Annotated in this window: 10 protein-coding genes, 3 tRNA genes and 3 rRNA genes; 10 read left to right on the top strand and 6 right to left on the bottom strand. The window is 50.8% G+C overall.

The window, feature by feature from the left end:
• The first annotated feature begins 656 nt into the window (after positions 1-656).
• The 10 genes from NF212_RS14660 (at position 657) to NF212_RS14705 (ending at position 14,931) form a co-directional block, all read left to right on the top strand.
• Complete coding sequence (locus tag NF212_RS14660) at positions 657-2,339, top strand: ABC transporter substrate-binding protein (protein ID WP_434356883.1); 1,683 nt, start codon at positions 657-659, stop codon at positions 2,337-2,339.
• 145 nt (positions 2,340-2,484) lie between these two features.
• A complete protein-coding gene (locus NF212_RS14665) occupies positions 2,485-3,471 on the top strand; it encodes an ABC transporter permease (protein WP_434356885.1) in 987 nt (328 codons plus the stop codon).
• Between the two features lie 2 nt (positions 3,472-3,473).
• Positions 3,474-4,502 carry an ABC transporter permease gene (locus tag NF212_RS14670; protein WP_434356887.1) on the top strand — a complete coding sequence of 343 codons (1,029 nt, stop codon included), beginning with the start codon at positions 3,474-3,476 and terminating at the stop codon, positions 4,500-4,502.
• Complete coding sequence (locus tag NF212_RS14675; protein WP_434356889.1) at positions 4,499-5,473, top strand: ABC transporter ATP-binding protein; 975 nt, start codon at positions 4,499-4,501, stop codon at positions 5,471-5,473. The genes NF212_RS14670 and NF212_RS14675 overlap by 4 nt, the downstream gene beginning before the upstream one ends.
• Before the next feature lie 27 nt (positions 5,474-5,500).
• Positions 5,501-6,490 (top strand): ABC transporter ATP-binding protein, encoded by a 990-nt coding sequence (locus NF212_RS14680; RefSeq protein WP_434356891.1) that lies wholly within the window; start codon positions 5,501-5,503, stop codon positions 6,488-6,490.
• 11 nt (positions 6,491-6,501) lie between these two features.
• Positions 6,502-8,214 carry a glycoside hydrolase family 9 protein gene (locus NF212_RS14685; protein ID WP_434356893.1) on the top strand — a complete coding sequence of 571 codons (1,713 nt, stop codon included), beginning with the start codon at positions 6,502-6,504 and terminating at the stop codon, positions 8,212-8,214.
• A complete protein-coding gene (locus tag NF212_RS14690; protein WP_434356895.1) occupies positions 8,207-9,100 on the top strand; it encodes a BadF/BadG/BcrA/BcrD ATPase family protein in 894 nt (297 codons plus the stop codon). The genes NF212_RS14685 and NF212_RS14690 overlap by 8 nt, the downstream gene beginning before the upstream one ends.
• Complete coding sequence (locus tag NF212_RS14695) at positions 9,097-11,019, top strand: beta-N-acetylhexosaminidase (protein ID WP_434356897.1); 1,923 nt, start codon at positions 9,097-9,099, stop codon at positions 11,017-11,019. Before NF212_RS14690 ends, NF212_RS14695 begins: the two co-directional genes overlap by 4 nt.
• 37 nt (positions 11,020-11,056) lie before the next feature.
• Positions 11,057-13,456, top strand: coding sequence for a GH36-type glycosyl hydrolase domain-containing protein (locus tag NF212_RS14700; RefSeq protein WP_434356899.1), 2,400 nt, complete (start codon positions 11,057-11,059; stop codon positions 13,454-13,456).
• A gap of 68 nt (positions 13,457-13,524) precedes the next feature.
• The gene (locus tag NF212_RS14705) at positions 13,525-14,931 is read left to right on the top strand and encodes a phosphoglucomutase/phosphomannomutase family protein (protein WP_434356901.1); all 1,407 of its coding nucleotides are present in this window, start codon (positions 13,525-13,527) and stop codon (positions 14,929-14,931) included.
• Between the two features lie 390 nt (positions 14,932-15,321).
• Here NF212_RS14705 and rrf read toward each other — a convergent pair.
• From rrf to NF212_RS14735, 6 genes are all read right to left on the bottom strand, one after another.
• Positions 15,322-15,437, bottom strand: a 5S ribosomal RNA gene (gene rrf / locus NF212_RS14710).
• Between the two features lie 103 nt (positions 15,438-15,540).
• Positions 15,541-18,431, bottom strand: a 23S ribosomal RNA gene (locus NF212_RS14715).
• 268 nt (positions 18,432-18,699) lie between these two features.
• Positions 18,700-18,775, bottom strand: a tRNA-Val gene (locus NF212_RS14720).
• A gap of 64 nt (positions 18,776-18,839) precedes the next feature.
• Positions 18,840-18,915, bottom strand: a tRNA-Lys gene (locus NF212_RS14725).
• 19 nt (positions 18,916-18,934) lie between these two features.
• Positions 18,935-19,010: transfer RNA gene (locus NF212_RS14730), tRNA-Glu, on the bottom strand.
• A gap of 89 nt (positions 19,011-19,099) precedes the next feature.
• Positions 19,100-20,652, bottom strand: a 16S ribosomal RNA gene (locus NF212_RS14735).
• The 16S, 23S and 5S rRNA genes sit together here with 3 tRNA genes alongside, the layout of an rRNA operon.
• Positions 20,653-21,251: the final 599 nt, after the last annotated feature.

The following is a 21,251-nucleotide window of genomic DNA, read 5'->3' on the forward strand; positions in this document are numbered from 1 at the left end:
TTACGGCACTCTCACTTGCCTTAAGAGGCTTTACCAGAAAGCCCCCAGAAGCCGCATAGGATTAGAGTTTACGCATACAGCCCCGCCGCTCTGACCGTGACAACCACAACACCCAGGGCCATCATTCACGCCTTAAAAAAACTCGACTGAAAAGGGCCGGACGCTGGTTTTCATCGTCGAACAATCGGGCAAATTACTGCCAATTTCCGAAGAAAACATGACAGCGCTGCAATTTTTTTCGGGTAATGAGAAGACAATCACAACAAATTGGGCTCTGTAATTTTCCGGCAGGAATTAAGAGGAGATCGTTTGAAAGTAATAACTATTATCACTGAAAAACTCAATAAAATCACTTTAATTACATTCAGTTAGTCTAACTTCAAACTTAAAAAAGCACTGATGTAGCCAGTGCCACATATAGTTCAAAACAGCACCAATCCGGTGTGATTTTTACGTTTTTTACGGAGTAAAAGAGCATATTGACGTTTTTGACGGGAAGCCTAATTGACCCAAAACCCTTTACAGCGTTTTCTATCACTGACCTAGCCTGCACAGGCCATAAGAAAGACGTCGGGTGACTTTTTCTTAGCAGGCTTTATCCACCATATGCTTAGGCATCTGGTACCAGTGAAACAAAAGCAAAGTAAGGAACAGCTATGCTTGCCAATATTAAGAAAACAAAGCTCGCAGTAGCCATCGCGGTTGCTGCTGCATCTGCTATCACAGCACCGACTGTTGCAGCTGCAGAAAAAAGTGAGCTGACTATTGTACCTAACTTCTACCAAACTCTTCAGCGTAACTTTAACCCGTACCTTCAGACCAAGATGGATACCACTCGTGAATTCATTTACGAGCCAATGGTTGTCTTCAATGAAATGCACGGTAATACGCCAGTTATGCGTCTGGCAGAAAGCTACTCAATGTCCGACGACCTGATGAGCGTAACGTTCAAGATTCGTGACGGAGTGAAGTGGTCTGATGGCCAAGTATATGACGCGAATGACGTCCTGTTCTCTTTCAACCTGGTTAAGAAGCACCCAGAGCTGGATTTCTCTGGTGTAAACAAGTGGGTTAAGTCTGTAGAGAAAGTTGACGACAAGACCATTCGCTTCCGCCTGACTGAAGTGAACTCAAACGCTCCATATGAAATCGTTAAAGTTCCTGTTGTTGCTGAGCACATCTGGAGCAAGGTTAAAGATCCTGTAACCTTCACTAACGAAAACCCTGTTGGTACCGGTCCATTCACCGAAATCGATACCTTTACTCCACAGCTTTATACTCAGTGCCGTAACCCTAACTACTGGGATAACGACAACCTCGAAGTTGACTGTCTGCGCTTCCCACAGATCGCAAACAACGACCAGATGCTGGGTAAGATCGTAAACTCTGAAATCGACTGGTCTAGCTCATTTGTTCCAGATATCGACCGTACTTACGCTTCTGCTAATCCAAACCACAAGTACTGGTATCCAGCAGCAGGTACTACTGCGTTCGTTCTGAACTACAAGTCACCTGAAGCCGGCAACAATGAAGCTATCAACGACATCGAATTCCGTCGTGCGTTCTCTATGGCTCTTGACCGTCAAACTATCATCGACATCGCGTTCTACGGTGCCGGTGTAGTGAACGACTACGCTTCTGGCCTGGGCGATGCGTTCAAGGCGTGGTCTAACGAAGAGACTCACAACAAGTACAAACCATTCAATACCTACAACGTCGAAGGCGCTAAGAAGATGCTGAAAGACGCTGGCTATAAGGATCTGGATGGCGACGGTTTCGTTGAAACTCCATCAGGCAAGAAGCTTGAGCTGAACATCCAATCTCCAAACGGCTGGACTGACTTCAACAACGTTGTACAGCTGGGTGTTGAGCAACTTCAGGAAGCTGGTATCAACGCTAAAGCACGTACCCCAGAATTCGCTGTTTACAACCAAGCGATGCTGGAAGGCACTTATGACGTAGCGTTCACCAACTACTTCCACGGCGCAGACCCACACACTTACTGGAACAGCAGCTACAACTCTCGCTTCCAGAAGGGTGAAGGTATGCCACGCTTCGCAATGCACTACTGGCAGAATGCTGAAGTCGACAAGCTCCTCGACAGCTTCTACAAGACTGCTGACAAAGATGAGCAAATGAAGATTGCTCACAGCATCCAGGAAATCATTGCAGCTGATCAGGTAACTGTTCCTGTATCTTCTGGCGTGTACTTCTTCCAGTACAACACCAGCCGTTTCGACGGATGGTGGAACGAGCAGAATCCAAAAGGCCGTCCAATGATTTGGGCCGGTATTCCTGAGCGTCTGCTGCAGGTTCTGGACCTGAAGCCTAAGTCTTAATTTGTCTCACCGGTGGCATACCCCAGGGTATGCCACCACCTCCCCCTCTATCTCTCTGCAAAGATATGGCGCTCAGCGTCAGGGGGTTGTACGTCCTGGGTCCAGCTCAGGGATATGAATATAGCTGGAAATTAAGGGTGTGATTATGGGTTTTTTCTTAAAAAGATTAGGGTTTTATCTGGTTGCCCTTTTGTTTGCAGCCACACTGAATTTCATCATTCCCCGAGCGATGCCGGGCGATCCTGTCACCATGATGTTTGCCAACGCGACCGTGCAGGTTACTCCTGAACGAATCGAGGCAATGAAGAAGCTGCTGGGCTTTGTAGATGGTGGCTTGCTGACTCAGTACTTCACGTATATCAAAAGTATTCTGTCCTGGGAGCTGGGTACCTCTATCCAATTTTTCCCAATGACCGTTAACCAGCTGATTGGCGGTGCTTTTGGCTGGTCACTGTTCCTGGCTGGTACCTCTGTTGTTCTGTCATTCTCCTTGGGCTCACTGCTTGGTATTTTTGCTGCATGGAAACGCGGCAGCCGCTTCGATACCTTTATCTCCCCGGGAATGCTGGTTATCCAGGCTGTACCTCCAATGGTTACCTCAATGCTGGCGCTCTTTACCTTCGCTATCGGCTTGAGCTGGTTCCCAACCGGTTATGCCTATACACCGGGTACCCTGGCGAACTGGACCGACCCTGCGTTCTATAAGGATGTCGCTTACCACGCAGTACTTCCTTTGTTCTGTGCATCCATCATTCAGGTTGGTGGCTTCCTGGTTAACATGCGTAACAACATGATTAACCTGCTGAACGAAGACTACATCACGATGGCAAAAGGTAAGGGCCTGAGTGAAAACCGCGTGGTATTCAAATACGCAGCACGTAACGCCCTTCTGCCATCAGTAACTGCTCTGTCTATGTCTTTGGGTATGGCTATCGGCGGTCAGTTGATTATCGAGATGATTTTCAACTATCCAGGTCTGGGCTCTCTGCTTCTTAAAGCTATCATCGCCCGTGACTACCAGGTTATCCAAGGCCAGTTGTTCATCATGACTATCTTCATGCTGTTCTTTAACTTCCTCGCCGACGTTCTTTACGTCTACCTCGACCCACGCCTGCGTAAGGGAGGTAAATAATCATGTCTCAGATTATCAACATCTTAAAAGGTAACCCGAAGGCACTGGCTGGTGTCGTCATCCTGGGTCTGTTTATCCTGATTGCAATTTTTGCCCCGTTCCTGTCAAAGCATGTACCTGACAAGCGCACGGGTAACCCTCACGAATATCCTTCATTCGTGGTTAAGGCAGCCAAGAGCGACCCTCAGGGCTGGGTAGCAGAAAACCTCGCGACAGACCGCCGTACCCTGATGATGTCAAAGAAGGCCGACCATGTTATGGGTACTACCCGTATGGGCCGTGACGTTTGGTCACAACTGGTACACGGTGCTCGCATCTCTCTGGGTGTTGGTTTTGGTGCAGGCCTGGTGGTAGTAACCCTGGCAACCCTGATTGGCGTAAGCGCCGGCTACTTTGGTGGCAAGGTTGACGATACCCTCACCGCAGCGATGAACATCATGCTGGTTATTCCTCAATACCCATTGCTGTTTGTACTCGCAGCTTTCATTGGGGAGGCAAGCCCGCTTGTCATAGCCATGATAATCGGCTGTACCTCCTGGGCCTGGGGCGCCCGTGTAGTCCGCTCCCAAACCATGGCCCTGCGTGAGAAAGAGTTTGTAAAGGCTGCAGAAGTTCTGGGCGAGTCTTCATGGCGCATCATCTTCGTAGAACTGCTGCCAAACCTTATCTCCATCGTGGGCGCAAGCTTCATCGGCTCTGTGATGTACGCCATCATGATGGAATCCACCATCTCCTTCCTGGGTATGGGTAGCCCGAACACCATCAGCTGGGGTGCCATGCTCTACAACGTACAAACCTCCTCATCCATGCTGATTGGCGCTTGGTGGGAAGTCCTGGCTCCGTGTATTGCATTGATTATCGTGGCGGTTGGCCTTGCTCTGCTCAACTTTGGTGTAGACGAAATCGCTAACCCACAGCTTCGCGCCCAGAAAGGCCTGCGTCGCTGGAAAAAGATGCAAGAGCAAGAAAAAGCTGAGCGTGATGTTAAGCCGGCTGTACCACAGAATGCCTTATGGAGCGGTGACAAATGAGTAATAACGAACCACTGATCTCAATCCGCAACCTGTGTGTGGACTACATTACTGACGCGGGCGATGTCCGCGCAGTAAACAACGTAAGCTTTGATCTCGGACGCGGTGAAGTGTTCGGCCTGGCCGGTGAATCCGGCTGTGGTAAGTCAACAGTAGCTTTTTCCCTGATGCGCCTGCACAAGCCGCCAGCTTTTATCAGCGGTGGTGAAGTCATCTTCAACGGCGAAAACATCATGAAATACAGCGACAGCCGTATGTCTGATTTCCGCTGGAAAGAGATGTCCATGGTTTTCCAGTCAGCGATGAACGCGCTCAACCCGGTTCTTACCATGGAAGAGCAGTTCTGTGACGTTATCATGCGCCACACTAACATGACCCGTGAGCAGGCTCGTCGCCGTGCTGAGGGACTGTTGGAGATTGTTGATATCCACCCAAGCCGCCTAAATGACTACCCTCACCAGTTTTCCGGTGGTATGCGTCAGCGCCTGGTTATCGCAATCGCACTGGCTCTGAACCCTAAGATGATCATCATGGACGAGCCAACCACGGCTCTGGATGTGGTAGTTCAGCGCGAGATCCTGCAAAAGATCTATGACCTGAAGGAAGAGTTTGGTTTCTCTATCCTGTTTATCACTCATGACCTTTCATTGATGGTTGAGTTTACCGACCGTATCGGCGTCATGTATGCCGGTGAACTGGTAGAAGTTGCTCCGTCAAAAGAGATCCTGAAAACCCCTTACCACCCTTACACCGAGGGTTTATCCAGCTCGTTCCCTAACCTGACCGGGCCAAAAAACAAACTCGTAGGTATCCCGGGTAACCCTCTGAACCTGCTGCAGATCCCACAAGGCTGCCGCTTCCAGGCTCGTTGTAGCAAGACGACAGAAGCATGCTTCAAACAGGCTACTTGCCTGCGGGAAATCGAAGCAAACCGGTTATCCAACTGCCATATCGTAAATGGCCGCAAGTAAGCGTAGCAGAGGTTTCAGGAGTCAATTATGAGTAAAGATTTGGGTACACCAATCATTGAAGGGAAAAACCTGGTCAAGGATTTCCCAATTAACAGTACATCGCTGAACAAGCCAATGATGCGCGCACTGAACGATGTATCGTTCAAGCTCTACAAAAGCCGCGGGCTGTCAGTGGTAGGCGAGTCTGGTTCAGGTAAGTCCACTTCCGCCAAGATCATCGCCAAGATGTACGAACCTACTCACGGTGTTATCAAATACAAAGGCCGTGATATCCAGGAGATCACCAGCAAGGAAGACCTGATGAACTATCGTCAGGGCATCCAGATGGTTTGGCAGGATCCGTTCGGCTCCCTGAACCCAACCCATACGATCTTCCACCATATTGCTCGCCCGCTCCAGATCCACAACAAGGTATCCGGTAGCAAAAAAGAGCTTGAAGAGCGTGTGTATGAACTGCTGGATCAGGTTGGCCTGACTCCACCAAAAGAGACCGCTGCCAAGTACCCACACCAGCTCTCTGGTGGTCAGCGCCAGCGTGTAAACCTGGCCCGTAACATTGCTGTAGGTGCAGAAGTAGTCCTGGCTGATGAGCCAACCTCAATGCTCGACGTTTCTATCCGTGCAGGTGTCTTGAACCTGATGGAAGAGATGAAGTTCGAAAAAGAGATGGCTCTTTTATATATCACCCACGACATCGCAACAGCACGCTACATCGCTGAAGATCTGGCAGTAATGTATGTAGGCCACATGGTTGAATGGGGTGACTGTGAGGAAATCATCCACCGGCCTCAGCACCCATATACTCGCCTGCTGGTATCAGCTGTACCGGATCCAAGCAAATCGATCCACGAAAAGCTTGAAGGCAACAAGGGTGAAATCCCGCTGTGGACACCGGACTCAGTCGGCTGCCCATTTGCTGGCCGCTGTCTGCATGCCAGTGCCAAGTGCCGTGAAAAGCTGCCGGAAGTAACAAAGCTGGCTGATAACCACTTTGTACGTTGCTACCTGTACGAGTAAGCGAGGAAGACATGCAGCTGCTGACCAATCATATCGGATACGAAAAAAAGGCGACCAAGCAGGCCGTTATACAGGCTGGATCTAATGAGTTGGTACCTTCGTTTGTTTCCCTGATAGACCGCGTTACCGGGCAAGAAAGGAAGCAGCTGCCCGTTACTGCTTGCGGCACCGTAGACCAATGGCACACAGGTACATATTACCTGGTTGATTTTACACACATTGAGACTTGCGGTGAGTACAGTCTGAAAGCCGGAGAGACCTATTCCCCGGCGTTCAGGATTGAACAAAACCTGTTAATGAAAGAGACGTTCTCTGACGTTATTCATTACTTCAAATCCCAGCGTTGCAGCGGTAAGTTCGATGCAAAAGACCATACAGCCCTGCTGTATGGCAGCAACAAAACCGCAGATGTTCATGGCGGTTGGTACGACGCTTCAGGGGATGTGAGTAAATACCTAAGCCACCTCTCTTATGCCAACTACCTGAACCCACAGCAGATCCCGATGGTTGTCTGGAACATGCTGAAAGCCCTGGAAGATTTAGAAGCATCCGACTACCCATTGTTTGTCCGCACCCGCTTGCAAGATGAGGCCCTGTTCGGGGCAGACTTCCTGGTCCGTATGCAAGACCCGGAAGGTTTCTTCTACATGACAGTCTTTGACAAGTGGAGCAAAGATACCAAACAGCGCGAAATCTGTGCTTACGCGACCCAGAGTGGACATAAGTCTGATGCATTTCAGGCTGGTTTCCGTCAGGGCGGGGGAATGGCCATCGCAGCACTGGCTCGCGCAGCACGTATTACCGATGCAGGTGGAGAGTATCCATCATCCTTATATCTTTCACATGCAACCCGTGGTTATTGGCACCTGCTTGAGAACAATGTCCGTTACCTCGACAACGGACAGGAAAATATTATCGATTTTTATTGTGCTCTGATGGCAGCCACCGAGTTGTATCGCAGCACTAAACAGTGTTCTTTTCTATTTGAAGCCCGGTATTGGGCTGAAAAACTGGTGCGTTGCCAGTCAAGCGATGAGCGTGTCGCAAACTATTGGGCCACAGACGAAGCAGGTAGCCGTCCTTTCTACCATGCAGCTGATGCCGGCCTGCCAGCTATCGCATTGATGCAGTACCTCGAGGTGGATTCCGAATGTCCACTGCGCGAAACCTACCAACAGGTACTGCTCAATGCGCTGCTTTTTGAATTAAAGATAACGGAGGAGGAAACCAATCCTTTCGGTTATCCACGCCAATACGTCAAACCAGTAGACGGAGAAAAAGAAAGCCGATTCTTTGTCGCACACAACAACGAATCCGGTTACTGGTGGCAAGGCGAAAATGCCCGTTTGGGCTCGCTGGCTGCCATGGCATATTTGGCACTGAACACAAATACACTGGACACATTACCGGCGGGGCTTGAAGCCTTTGCCCAGTCTTCGCTCAACTGGATTCTTGGCCTGAACCCGTACGATATGTGCATGCTGGACGGCCACGGTTATAACAATCCGGATTATCTACCTGAGATCGGTTTTACCAATGCCAAGGGTGGCATTTGCAACGGTATCACAGCAGGTTTTGAAAATGAGCATGACATAGCTTTCAAGCCACTGGGGCAGAAAGACGACATGCTGCAAAACTGGCGTTGGGGTGAGCAATGGATCCCGCACGCCAGTTGGTACCTGATTGCTGTTGCACAGCAGTACAAGGCTCACAGTCATGATTAATTTCTATTGTGGGGTCGACGGTGGCGGCACCTCCTGCCGTGCCCGAATCACCGACAAGCAGGGTCAGCAACTGGGAGAAGCCAAAACCGGGAGCGCCAACATACTTCTTGGCACTGATTTGGCGTGGTCCTCTATCAACCGGGCGATTTCTGAAGCAGCAGGACAAGCAGGGATCCCTGCCTCACAGTTTGACCAAATAGCTGTTGGCCTGGCTCTGGCGGGTGCAGAACAACGTTCAGCATGGCATGAATTTATGAAACCGCCTCATGTCTATGGCCATGTCACCCTTAACACCGATGCGTACGGTGCTTTGATGGGCGCGTTCAATGGGGATGATGGTGCAATTTTAATTGCAGGTACTGGTTCATGTGGGATTGTCCAGGCAGCAGGCGAATGCTCGGTTATCGGTGGCAGGGAATTCCCGATTTCTGACCAGGGCGGCGGTGCCATTATGGGATTGCGCCTGATTCAGAAAACCCTTCTTGCCGCAGACGGCCTTCTCACCATCACACCTTTGGCAGAAGAGGTGCTTGCGCATTTCAAGCATGACCTGGATGAAATTGTCACCTGGTCAAAAAGCGCACGCCCTTGTGATTACGGCCAGTTTTCACCTGCTATTTTTGCGCATGCCAATAACAGTGATGAACTGGCTGTAGATTTGCTATCCCAAACAGCTGCCGATATCGAAATGTGGCTTGGTGGCCTCAGAAAGCTTGGGGCAAACCGGGTCTGTCTGATGGGAAGTATTGGTGAGCGTATCGTCCCCTGGCTGAAGCCCCCTTTCCAACAACTGCTGGTCACCCCGGCCGGGGATGCAATGGACGGAGCCATCCTCATGGCAAAGGGCCAACACAATTTATATGCCCATGAAGAGGCGACAGCATGAATTTCCGCGTTGATTTAAGCTTGCTGGAAGCAAAACCAGACAACAGCCGCTTCGCTTTGACATTACACAATCTGGGCGAAGAACACATCCGTAACTGGCAACTGACGTTTTCTTTCGGTCGGTATATAGACCCCAACTCACTCTCCCATGGCTCAATGGAGCAGGTTGGTTATTTGTGTAAATACACAGCACAGGAAAGCCTGCCAGCCTATGGCCACCATTATGTGGAATTTTCCATAAATTGCGCACCTCTCGTTTCCACTGAGGATACCATTGGGGAAGCCTGTGTACTGGTGACACAAAACGGAAATTGCCAGGCCTACACAGCCGAGCATACACCGACAGACCTGGGTCTTGGCCATCTGCCTCCACAAGCACTGAAGCTGCCTGATGCGGCGGACCTGAGCCTGATCCCTCGCCCCTATGCCGTAGCAAGAAAACCTGGCCAATTTGCCCTGACAAACCTGCTCAGTATTTCTGTTGAGACTGAAATGGCCCAGATGGCGGCCAGCTGGTTGTCTGAGGAGCTCGAAGAACATACCGGCACGCCGGTTCCGATGACATCAAAGGGCCAAATTCACTTTAAACGTCATCTGCTCACTGATCTCAAAGCCGGCGCCTATATCCTCAACGTCGCGCGAGACCACATCGACGTGTTTGCAGACAGTCATGAGGGTTTTGTTGCTGCAGTGTCCACGCTTCTCCAACTGCTTCCAGCCTACCCATCGCACCGGGCAGAAGCGAGCTACGTGATGCCATGCGTCACGATTGAAGACAAACCACGCTTTGCTTACCGGGGCATGATGCTGGACTGTGCCCGTCACTTCCATCCACTTTCCCGGGTGAAGAGACTCATCAATCAGCTTGCCCGCTACAAGTTCAATTACTTTCAATGGCACCTGACAGACGACGAAGGCTGGCGTATCGAAATTGATGCATACCCGGAACTGACTGAAATCGGTGCATGGCGCGGTCCTGAGGAAAATATCGAACCCCAGTTTACTGAGCTGAACAAGCGCCATGGCGGTTTTTACTCCAAGAAAGAAGTTCGTGAAGTTATCGCATTTGCCGCGAAACGTGGCGTTACCGTTGTCCCGGAAATTGACATTCCCGGGCATTCACGTGCAGCCATCAAGTCTCTGCCAGATCTGCTGGTAGAAGAACAGGATCAATCCCGTTACCGCAGCATTCAAAACTATTCGGACAATGTGTTGAACCCGGGTATTGAAGGCACCTACACCTTCCTTCGCAATATTCTCGATGAAGTTTGCGAGCTTTTCCCGAGCCCATACATTCATATTGGTGCGGATGAAGTACCTCAGGGCGTCTGGACTGACAGTCCAGCATGCCAGGCACTGATGGAAAAACAGGGTTACAGGGATCCGAAAGAGCTCCAAGGGCACCTTCTTCGCTATGCAGAAGAATATCTTCATGGCAAAGGCAAGCGAATGCTGGGCTGGGAAGAAGCCGTCCACGGCGACAAAGTGAGCAAAGACACCGTTATTTACTCATGGTCAAGTGAGCAGGCAGGCCAGGATTGTGTGGAAAGCGGTTATGACGTCGTGATGCAACCTGGTCAGTACACCTATCTCGACATGACCCAGAGCAACGCTGCTGATGAAGCCGGTGCCACATGGGGAGGCGTTGTGCCTCTTGAAAAATCATACAGCTATGAACCTTTGGCAGACCTGCCTTATGACTCGCCAAAGCGTCACCAAATCCTTGGTATTCAATGTGCTCTCTGGTGTGAATTTATCCATACCCAGAGCCGCTTTGACTACATGGTTTACCCGAGGCTTCCCGCCATTGCTGAAGTGTGCTGGAGCAGTAAGGAACAAAGGGACTGGAACGACTTTCTGTCCCGACTTGCCGGTCATCTAAAACACCTTGACCGTCAAGGTATTAATTACCGTTTGTGAGATTGAGTTTCAGAATCTTAGATAAGGAATTACCCAAATGAAATACGGCTTTTTTGACAATGCAAACAGGGAATATGTCATTACCCGCCCTGATGTCCCGGCTCCGTGGACAAACTACCTGGGTACTGAGAAATTCTGTACGGTAATCTCGCACAACGCAGGTGGTTACTCTTTCTACAAGTCTCCTGAACACCACCGCGTGACCAAGTTCCGCCCGAACTTTACCCAAGACCGTCCAGGCCATTACGTTTACCTGCGCGATGATGCATCAGGTGATTTCTGGAGTATCTCCTGGCAACCGGTAGCCAAGAGCTTGGAGCAGGCAAAGTACGAAGTCCGTCACGGCCTGTCTTACTCGAAGTTCACCTGTGATTACAACGGCATCCATGCTGAAAAAACGCTGTTTGTACCTAAAGGCGATGACTGTGAAGTCTGGGATGTACGCCTGCGTAACGACAGCAACGAAGTCCGCACCATCAGCGCATTCCCATATGTTGAGTTCTCATTCAGCCATATCCAGTCTGATAACCAGAACCACCAGATGAGCTTGTACTCATGCGGTACGTCTTATAATGATGGCGTGATCCTCTACGATCTCTACTACAACACTGATGACTTCACCGGTTTCTACTACCTGACCGCGAGCTTCGATCCGGACAGCTATGATGGCCAGCGCGACAGCTTTATCGGCATGTACCGTGACGAAGCCAATCCAATCGCACTGGAAAACGGCCATTGTTCCAACCATGTGCAGACCTGTTATAACCAGTGTGGTGCTCTTCACAAGCAGTTTGTACTGCAGCCGGGTGAAGAAGTACGATTCAGCGTTGTTCTGGGTATTGGTAAACAACAATCCCAGGAAATGCGTGCAAAATACCAGAACATGGAAACCATTGACGCTGCATTTGCAGGTATCAAGGCCCACTGGGATGAGCGTTGCAGCAAGTTCCAGGTAAAAACGCCGCATGAAGGCCTGGACACCATGATCAACACCTGGACACTGTACCAGGCTGAAACCTGTGTGGTTTGGTCCCGCTTTGCCTCCTTCATTGAAGTAGGTGGCCGTACCGGCCTGGGGTACCGTGATACCGCCCAGGATTCCATGGCTGTACCTCACACCAACGCGCCGATGACCCGCAAGCGTATCATCGACTTGCTTCGTGGACAGGTAAAAGAGGGTTACGGCCTGCACCTGTTTGATCCTGACTGGTTCGATCCAGAGATCCCTGATGTCGCGCCGTCCAAGTCACCGACGGTTGTTCCTACACCAAGTGATTCAGACAAGATCCATGGCCTCGATGACACCTGTTCTGATGACGCGCTGTGGCTGGTTCCGACAATCTGTCGCTATGTAATGGAAACCGGTGATGTTGATTTCTTCGACCTGGTTGTAACCTACGCTGACGGCGGTGAAGGTACTGTGTACGAACACATGACCCGTATCCTGGATTTCTCAGCCAAACACGTTGGACAGACCGGTATCTGTAAAGGCCTGCGTGCAGACTGGAACGACTGCCTCAACCTGGGTGGTGGTGAAAGTGCAATGGTTTCCTTCCTCCACTTCTGGGCTCTGCAGGAATTCGTTGACGCAGCCAACTTCCTGGGCCGTGGCACTGACGCTGACAAATACGCCACCATGGCAGAAGGTGTACGCCAGGCATGTGAAAACAACCTGTGGGATGGTGATTGGTATATCCGCGGCATCACCAAGCATGGTGAGAAAGTTGGTACCCACACACAGGAAGAAGGCAAGGTCCACCTCGAATCAAACACCTGGGCTGTGGTTTCCGGCGTTGCAACAGGCGACCGTGCAACCAAAGCGATGGATGCTGTAGACGAATACCTCTACTCACCATATGGCCTGCACCTGAACGCACCATCATTCGCAACGCCAAACGATGACATCGGCTTCGTAACCCGTGTGTATCAGGGCGTAAAAGAAAACGGCGCTATCTTCTCGCATCCAAACCCATGGGCATGGGTTGCAGAAGCCAAGCTGGGCCGTGGTGACCGCGCAATGAAGTTCTACGACTCACTGCTGCCATACAACCAGAACGACATGATCGAGAAGCGTATCTCGGAACCTTACTCGTACTGCCAGTTCGTAATGGGTAAAGATCACCCTGACCATGGCAAAGCCAACCACCCTTGGCTGACAGGTTCTTCTGGCTGGGCATACATTGCTGCAACTAACTACATCCTGGGTGTTCGCCTGAGCTTTGACGGCCTGGTAGTTGACCCATGTATCCCTGCGGAATGGCCTTCTTTCGAAATCCGTCGTGAATGGCGTGATGCGGTATTTAACATCAAGGTGGACAACACCGCCGGTGTTTGTAAAGGCATCAAGTCAGTCACCCTGAACGGTCAGCCAATTGACGGCGCGATTCCAGTTCAGGAAGCGGGTTCAGTTAATGAAGTCCTGGTAGTGATGGGCTAACAAGGTATTGGGCGGCAATTGCCGCCCTTTTAAGTGCGATTTAGGGATTATTTTCAGGAGGATCTGTCATGATCCGTTTTGGTACCGGTGGCTGGCGCGCCATTATCGGCGACGAGTTCACCAAAGAGAATGTACAAAAAGTAAGCCAGGCACTCGCCAATATTATCCATGAAGACAAGGTTGCAGATTCCGGCTTTGTTGTCGGTTTTGACCGCCGCTTCTTGTCTGACAAAGCAAGCCGTTGGATGGCGGAAGTCCTCGCTGCAAACGGTGTACGAATCAGCTTTATCACTAAGTTTGTTCCAACCCCTGTTGTGATGTTTAAAGCACGACAAATGGGGTGTGCCTACTCTGCCTGTGTGACCGCATCTCACAACCCTTACGACTACAACGGTATTAAGGTGTTTCTCAAAGGCGGCCGCGATGCAGATGAAGTTATCACTGCCCGCATTGAGGAAGGCGTTGAGAAACTGACTGAAGTTAAAGCGGTAGATTTTGAAGAAGCCGTCAACGATAAGCTGATTGAGCTTATCAACCCAATGAACGAGTTCGTTGATTCAATCGTTGATTTCATCGACATCGATGCCATCAAGAAAGCCAACCTTCGGGTACTGATTGACCCAATGTTCGGCGTTGCGAAAAACGCGCTGCAAACTGTACTGATTACAGGCCGTTGTGACGTAGACGTAATTAACGATGGCGAAAACCCGGCTTTCGGTGGGCTGATGCCATCACCAAGCCCGGCGACTCTGTATCGCCTCAAGCATCTTGTTGCCAGCCAGGGTTATGATATTGGTATTGGTACTGATGGCGATGCCGACCGTCTTGGCATCATCGACGAGAATGGTAACTTCATTCACCCGAACGAAGTGCTGATGCTGCTCTATTACTATCTGCTTGAATACAAAGGCTGGAACGGTTCAGTGGTTCGCAACATCGCCACCACCCACATCCTTGATAAGATAGCAGCCGGTCATGGAGAGAAGTCATTCGAGGTTCCTGTCGGCTTTAAGCACATCAGCGCCCAGATGGAAGAAGATAACTCACTGATTGGCGGAGAAAGTTCTGGTGGCCTGACAATCCGTGGGCACATTCAGGGCAAAGACGGCGTATTCGCTTCCAGCCTGCTGGTTGAAATGATCAGCGTGACCGGCAAGAAACTGTCTGAGTTGCTCGATGAGATCTACGGCAAGTATGGCTATGCATACACTGCTGAGGGCGACTTTACGTTCAAGCGCTCCGAAAAAGAGTACCTCTACAACAAGATTTATGTAGAGAAATCCCTGCCTGAATTCGGTTATGAAATCGAAAAGGTCAGCTATGCAGATGGTGCAAAAGTGTACTTTAAAAATGGCGGTTGGGCCCTTGCCCGTTTCTCTGGTACTGAGCCACTTCTGCGAATCTTTGTAGAAATGGAAGACAAAGCTACCGCTGAAGCTGTCATGAAACAACTTCAGGACTTCCTGGCAATCTAACATCTCCTTTAACGCAAGGCATAGCGTTGTCTCCGGCCCCGGTGTTTATCATCGGTGGCCGTTTTTTGTATCTGTAGAAATACTAGAGAGGCGAGAGGCGAGAGGCGAGAGGCGAGAGGCGAGAGGCGAGAGGCGAGAGGCGAGAGGCGAGAGGCGAGAGGCGAGAGGCGAGAAAATGTATGGATTCGGGGGAAGTTGCACAAGGCTTTTTCTCGCCACACCCGACTGCGTACTCTCCATGATTCTGCCCTTCCCGATTTTCCCAGGACCTTGTCTTCCCAGAACCGTGTTCTTTTCCCCAAACGCAAAAAGGCCATCCTTTCGGATGGCCTTTCTGGCGGTACTTTTTGCCTTCATCTTTTTTCTAAAAAGATGAAAACCAATTTGGAAGCCTGGCGATGTCCTACTCTCACATGGGGAGACCCCACACTACCATCGGCGCTATTGCGTTTCACTTCTGAGTTCGGCATGGGTTCAGGTGGAGCCACAATGCTATGGTCGCCAGACAAATTCGGTACAATCTTGAAAGCTGATGTCTTCTAGCGTGTTCTCTTACACATTCAAGATGTTTGATTCTCTTGAGTACGCACAAAACCCCTTGGGTGTTGTATGGTTAAGCCTCACGGGCAATTAGTACAGGTTAGCTCAACGCCTCACAGCGCTTACACACCCTGCCTATCTACGTCGTAGTCTCCGACAACCCTTTAGGACACTTAAAGTGTCAGGGAGAACTCATCTTGAGGCTCGCTTCCCGCTTAGATGCTTTCAGCGGTTATCGATTCCGAACTTAGCTACCGGGCAATGCCACTGGCGTGACAACCCGAACACCAGAGGTTCGTCCACTCCGGTCCTCTCGTACTAGGAGCAGCCCCTCTCAATTCTCCAACGCCCACGGCAGATAGGGACCGAACTGTCTCACGACGTTCTAAACCCAGCTCGCGTACCACTTTAAATGGCGAACAGCCATACCCTTGGGACCGACTTCAGCCCCAGGATGTGATGAGCCGACATCGAGGTGCCAAACACCGCCGTCGATATGAACTCTTGGGCGGTATCAGCCTGTTATCCCCGGAGTACCTTTTATCCGTTGAGCGATGGCCCTTCCATTCAGAACCACCGGATCACTATGACCTGCTTTCGCACCTGCTCGAACCGTCATTCTCGCAGTCAAGCGGGCTTATGCCATTGCACTAACCTCACGATGTCCGACCGTGATTAGCCCACCTTCGTGCTCCTCCGTTACTCTTTGGGAGGAGACCGCCCCAGTCAAACTACCCACCAGGCACTGTCCTCACCCCGGATAACGGGGCCAAGTTAGAACATCAAACATACAAGGGTGGTATTTCAAGGATGGCTCCACGGCAACTGGCGTCACCGCTTCAAAGCCTCCCACCTATCCTACACATGTAGGCTCAATGTTCAGTGCCAAGCTGTAGTAAAGGTTCACGGGGTCTTTCCGTCTAGCCGCGGGTACACAGCATCTTCACTGCGATTTCAATTTCACTGAGTCTCGGGTGGAGACAGCGTGGCCATCATTACGCCATTCGTGCAGGTCGGAACTTACCCGACAAGGAATTTCGCTACCTTAGGACCGTTATAGTTACGGCCGCCGTTTACCGGGGCTTCGATCAAGAGCTTCATCCGAAGACTAACCCCATCAATTAACCTTCCGGCACCGGGCAGGCGTCACACCGTATACGTCTTCTTTCGAATTTGCACAGTGCTATGTTTTTAATAAACAGTTGCAGCCACCTGGTATCTGCGACTGCCTTCAGCTCCATCCGCAAGGGACTTCACCAAGGGCAGCGTACCTTCTCCCGAAGTTACGGTACCATTTTGCCTAGTTCCTTCACCCGAGTTCTCTCAAGCGCCTTGGTATTCTCTACCCGACCACCTGTGTCGGTTTGGGGTACGGTTACTGATAACCTGAAGCTTAGAGGCTTTTCCTGGAAGCATGGCATCAATGACTTCACCACCGTAGTGGCTCGACATCAGGTCTCAGCCTTAAGAGAAACCGGATTTACCTAATTTCTCAGCCTACACCCTTGAACCGGGACAACCGTCGCCCGGCCCACCTAGCCTTCTCCGTCCCCCCATCGCAGTTATCAGCAGTACGGGAATATTAACCCGTTTCCCATCGACTACGCCTTTCGGCCTCGCCTTAGGGGCCGACTCACCCTGCCCCGATTAACGTTGGACAGGAACCCTTGGTCTTCCGGCGAGGAGGTTTTTCACCCCCTTTGTCGTTACTCATGTCAGCATTCGCACTTCTGATACGTCCAGCACACCTTACAGTGCACCTTCAGCCGCTTACAGAACGCTCCCCTACCCAATACGATTAATCGCATTGCCGCAGCTTCGGTGTATCGCTTAGCCCCGTTACATCTTCCGCGCAGGCCGACTCGACCAGTGAGCTATTACGCTTTCTTTAAATGATGGCTGCTTCTAAGCCAACATCCTGGCTGTCTGGGCCTTCCCACATCGTTTCCCACTTAGCGATAACTTTGGGACCTTAGCTGGCGGTCTGGGTTGTTTCCCTCTCCACGACGGACGTTAGCACCCGCCGTGTGTCTCCCGGATAGTACTTACTGGTATTCGGAGTTTGCAAAGGGTTGGTAAGTCGGGATGACCCCCTAGCCTTAACAGTGCTCTACCCCCAGTAGTATTCGTCCGAGGCGCTACCTAAATAGCTTTCGGGGAGAACCAGCTATCTCCGAGTTTGATTGGCCTTTCACCCCTAGCCACAAGTCATCCGCTAATTTTTCAACATTAGTCGGTTCGGTCCTCCAATTGATGTTACTCAATCTTCAACCTGCCCATGGCTAGATCACTCGGTTTCGGGTCTAATTCCAGCAACTGCACGCCCAGTTAAGACTCGGTTTCCCTACGGCTCCCCTATGCGGTTAACCTTGCTACTGAAATTAAGTCGCTGACCCATTATACAAAAGGTACGCAGTCACCCAACAAGTGGGCTCCCACTGCTTGTACGTACACGGTTTCAGGTTCTATTTCACTCCCCTCACAGGGGTTCTTTTCGCCTTTCCCTCACGGTACTGGTTCACTATCGGTCAGTCAGGAGTATTTAGCCTTGGAGGATGGTCCCCCCATCTTCAGACAAGATAACACGTGTCCCGTCCTACTCGTTTTCACGCTAAAAGCATTGTCGTGTACGGGGCTGTCACCCTGTATCGCGCCACTTTCCAGAGGCTTCCACTAACACTTAAAACGCTTAAGGGCTAATCCGGGTTCGCTCGCCGCTACTGCCGGAATCTCAGTTGATTTCTTTTCCTCGGGGTACTTAGATGTTTCAGTTCTCCCGGTTCGCCTCGCTGCGCTATGTATTCACGCAGCGATACTGGCTTATGCCAGTGGGTTTCCCCATTCGGACATCCCAGACTCAAGTGGCTTTTACTGCCTTATCTGGGCTTATCGCAAGTTAATACGTCCTTCATCGCCTCTGACTGCCAAGGCATCCACCGTGTACGCTTAGTCACTTAACCATACAACCCGAAGGAGTTTCGAGTCATACGTTGACCAAGATTTGGTTTTCGCCGTACTCAAATTGAGTTGTGCTTAAAGCACTACCAAAACACTTGAATGTGTTTGCTTTGAGAACTTTGTTCATCACTTCCTAAGAAGTTCAGAACAGATCCAACATTGTTGAATCTACTAGTCAGCTTTCCAGATTGTTAAAGAGCATGTGTTTCGGTGTCTACAAGAGACAAGGAACCACTTTCTAAGGACACTTTTGCAAATGCGCTTAAAGAGTGGTGGGCGATACCGGGCTCGAACCAGTGACCCCCTCCTTGTAAGGGAGGTGCTCTCCCAACTGAGCTAATCGCCCACAAATTTGTTTCCACTTTTGAAAAAGCAGAACCAAAACAGTTTTACATCTTCTGTGGGGAAGATGGTGGGTCGTGAAGGATTCGAACCTTCGACCAATTGGTTAAAAGCCAACTGCTCTACCGACTGAGCTAACGACCCGTCGTTCACTTCAATGAAGTGGCGTCCCGTAGGGGAGTCGAACCCCTGTTACCGCCGTGAAAGGGCGGTGTCCTAGGCCTCTAGACGAACGGGACACTGTGCCAGGGTTTTGGGCACCCCAACAAAATACTCTCTTTACTTTTCGACCAGGCAATCTGTGTGGACACTCATGAAGCAGTTTAGGTAAGGAGGTGATCCAGCCCCAGGTTCCCCTAGGGCTACCTTGTTACGACTTCACCCCAGTCATGAATCACACCGTGGTAAACGCCCTCCCGAAGGTTAAGCTATCTACTTCTGGTGCAACCCACTCCCATGGTGTGACGGGCGGTGTGTACAAGGCCCGGGAACGTATTCACCGTGGCATTCTGATCCACGATTACTAGCGATTCCGACTTCATGGAGTCGAGTTGCAGACTCCAATCCGGACTACGACATACTTTCTGGGATTCGCTCCACCTCGCGGTCTCGCTGCCCTCTGTATATGCCATTGTAGCACGTGTGTAGCCCTACTCGTAAGGGCCATGATGACTTGACGTCGTCCCCACCTTCCTCCGGTTTATCACCGGCAGTCTCCCTGGAGTTCCCGACATGACTCGCTGGCAAACAAGGATAAGGGTTGCGCTCGTTGCGGGACTTAACCCAACATTTCACAACACGAGCTGACGACAGCCATGCAGCACCTGTCTCAGAGCTCCCGAAGGCACACTCGAATCTCTTCAAGCTTCTCTGGATGTCAAGAGTAGGTAAGGTTCTTCGCGTTGCATCGAATTAAACCACATGCTCCACCGCTTGTGCGGGCCCCCGTCAATTCATTTGAGTTTTAACCTTGCGGCCGTACTCCCCAGGCGGTCTACTTAACACGTTAGCTCCGAAAGCCACACCTTATAGGCACAACCTCCAAGTAGACATCGTTTACGGCGTGGACTACCAGGGTATCTAATCCTGTTTGCTCCCCACGCTTTCGCATCTGAGCGTCAGTCTTTGTCCAGGGGGCCGCCTTCGCCACCGGTATTCCTCCAGATCTCTACGCATTTCACCGCTACACCTGGAATTCTACCCCCCTCTACAAGACTCTAGCCTGCCAGTCTCAAATGCAACTCCCAGGTTAAGCCCGGGGCTTTCACATCTGACTTAACAGACCGCCTGCATGCGCTTTACGCCCAGTAATTCCGATTAACGCTCGCACCCTCCGTATTACCGCGGCTGCTGGCACGGAGTTAGCCGGTGCTTCTTCTGCAGCTAACGTCAAATGGTGCAGCTATTAACTACACCACCTTCCTCACTGCTGAAAGTGCTTTACAACCCGAAGGCCTTCTTCACACACGCGGCATGGCTGCATCAGGGTTTCCCCCATTGTGCAATATTCCCCACTGCTGCCTCCCGTAGGAGTCTGGACCGTGTCTCAGTTCCAGTGTGGCTGATCATCCTCTCAGACCAGCTAGGGATCGTCGCCTTGGTGAGCCATTACCCCACCAACTAGCTAATCCCACTTGGGCTCATCTCTGGGTGCGAGGCCCGAAGGTCCCCCGCTTTGGTCCGTAGACATTATGCGGTATTAGCTACCGTTTCCAGTAGTTATCCCCCGCCCAGAGGCAGATCCCCAAGCATTACTCACCCGTCCGCCGCTCGCCGCCCAACAACGCTCCCGAAGGATTGTTGTTGTCGCTGCCGCTCGACTTGCATGTGTTAGGCCTGCCGCCAGCGTTCAATCTGAGCCATGATCAAACTCTTCAATTAAAGTTTTTTCAAACCCGAAGGTTTGGCTCAATGAATACTGTTTATCTATTTTCATAGATAGAATTGACTGTGCCGATATTCCTTTTCAGGAATCTCGTTTGGTCACTCGATTCATTGAATAAATTCTTTATTCTGTTTCAACGAGCGCCCACACAGATTGCATGGTCAAATTGTTAAAGAGCGTTGACTTGTCAGCGTTGCCACTGAATGTCGAGGCTGCGTATCTTACTCGCCTCCAACCCAAAGTCAAGAAGAAAATCTGAAGTATTTTCAAAGTCTCTTTTTGACTTCCCTCAACCGCTGACCCGAAGGTTTTGCGTTGAAGCGGGCGGCCATTCTAAACAAATCCAAAACCCTGTCAAGCAGTTGTTTTCAATTTGTTTTTGAAAGCTCCCGGAGCCTTCCCGTCACTGCGAAGTCGTTGCCTGTCCGCCGTGTCGGTGAGGACGCATTATAGGGATCCAGATCACACTATCAACCCCTTTTTTGCCTGTTCTGGCTCGTTCGTACAAATATCAGCCAAAAGCTTCCAAATTGACTACAAAACGTTCCAGTCGCTCAGCAAATTAAGGTGTAAAAGCCAATAAAGTCTATCACCG

Origin of the sequence: Parasalinivibrio latis, from assembly GCF_036825535.1 — a bacterium.
In the GTDB taxonomy this organism is placed as follows: Bacteria; Pseudomonadota; Gammaproteobacteria; order Enterobacterales; family Vibrionaceae; genus Parasalinivibrio; species Parasalinivibrio latis.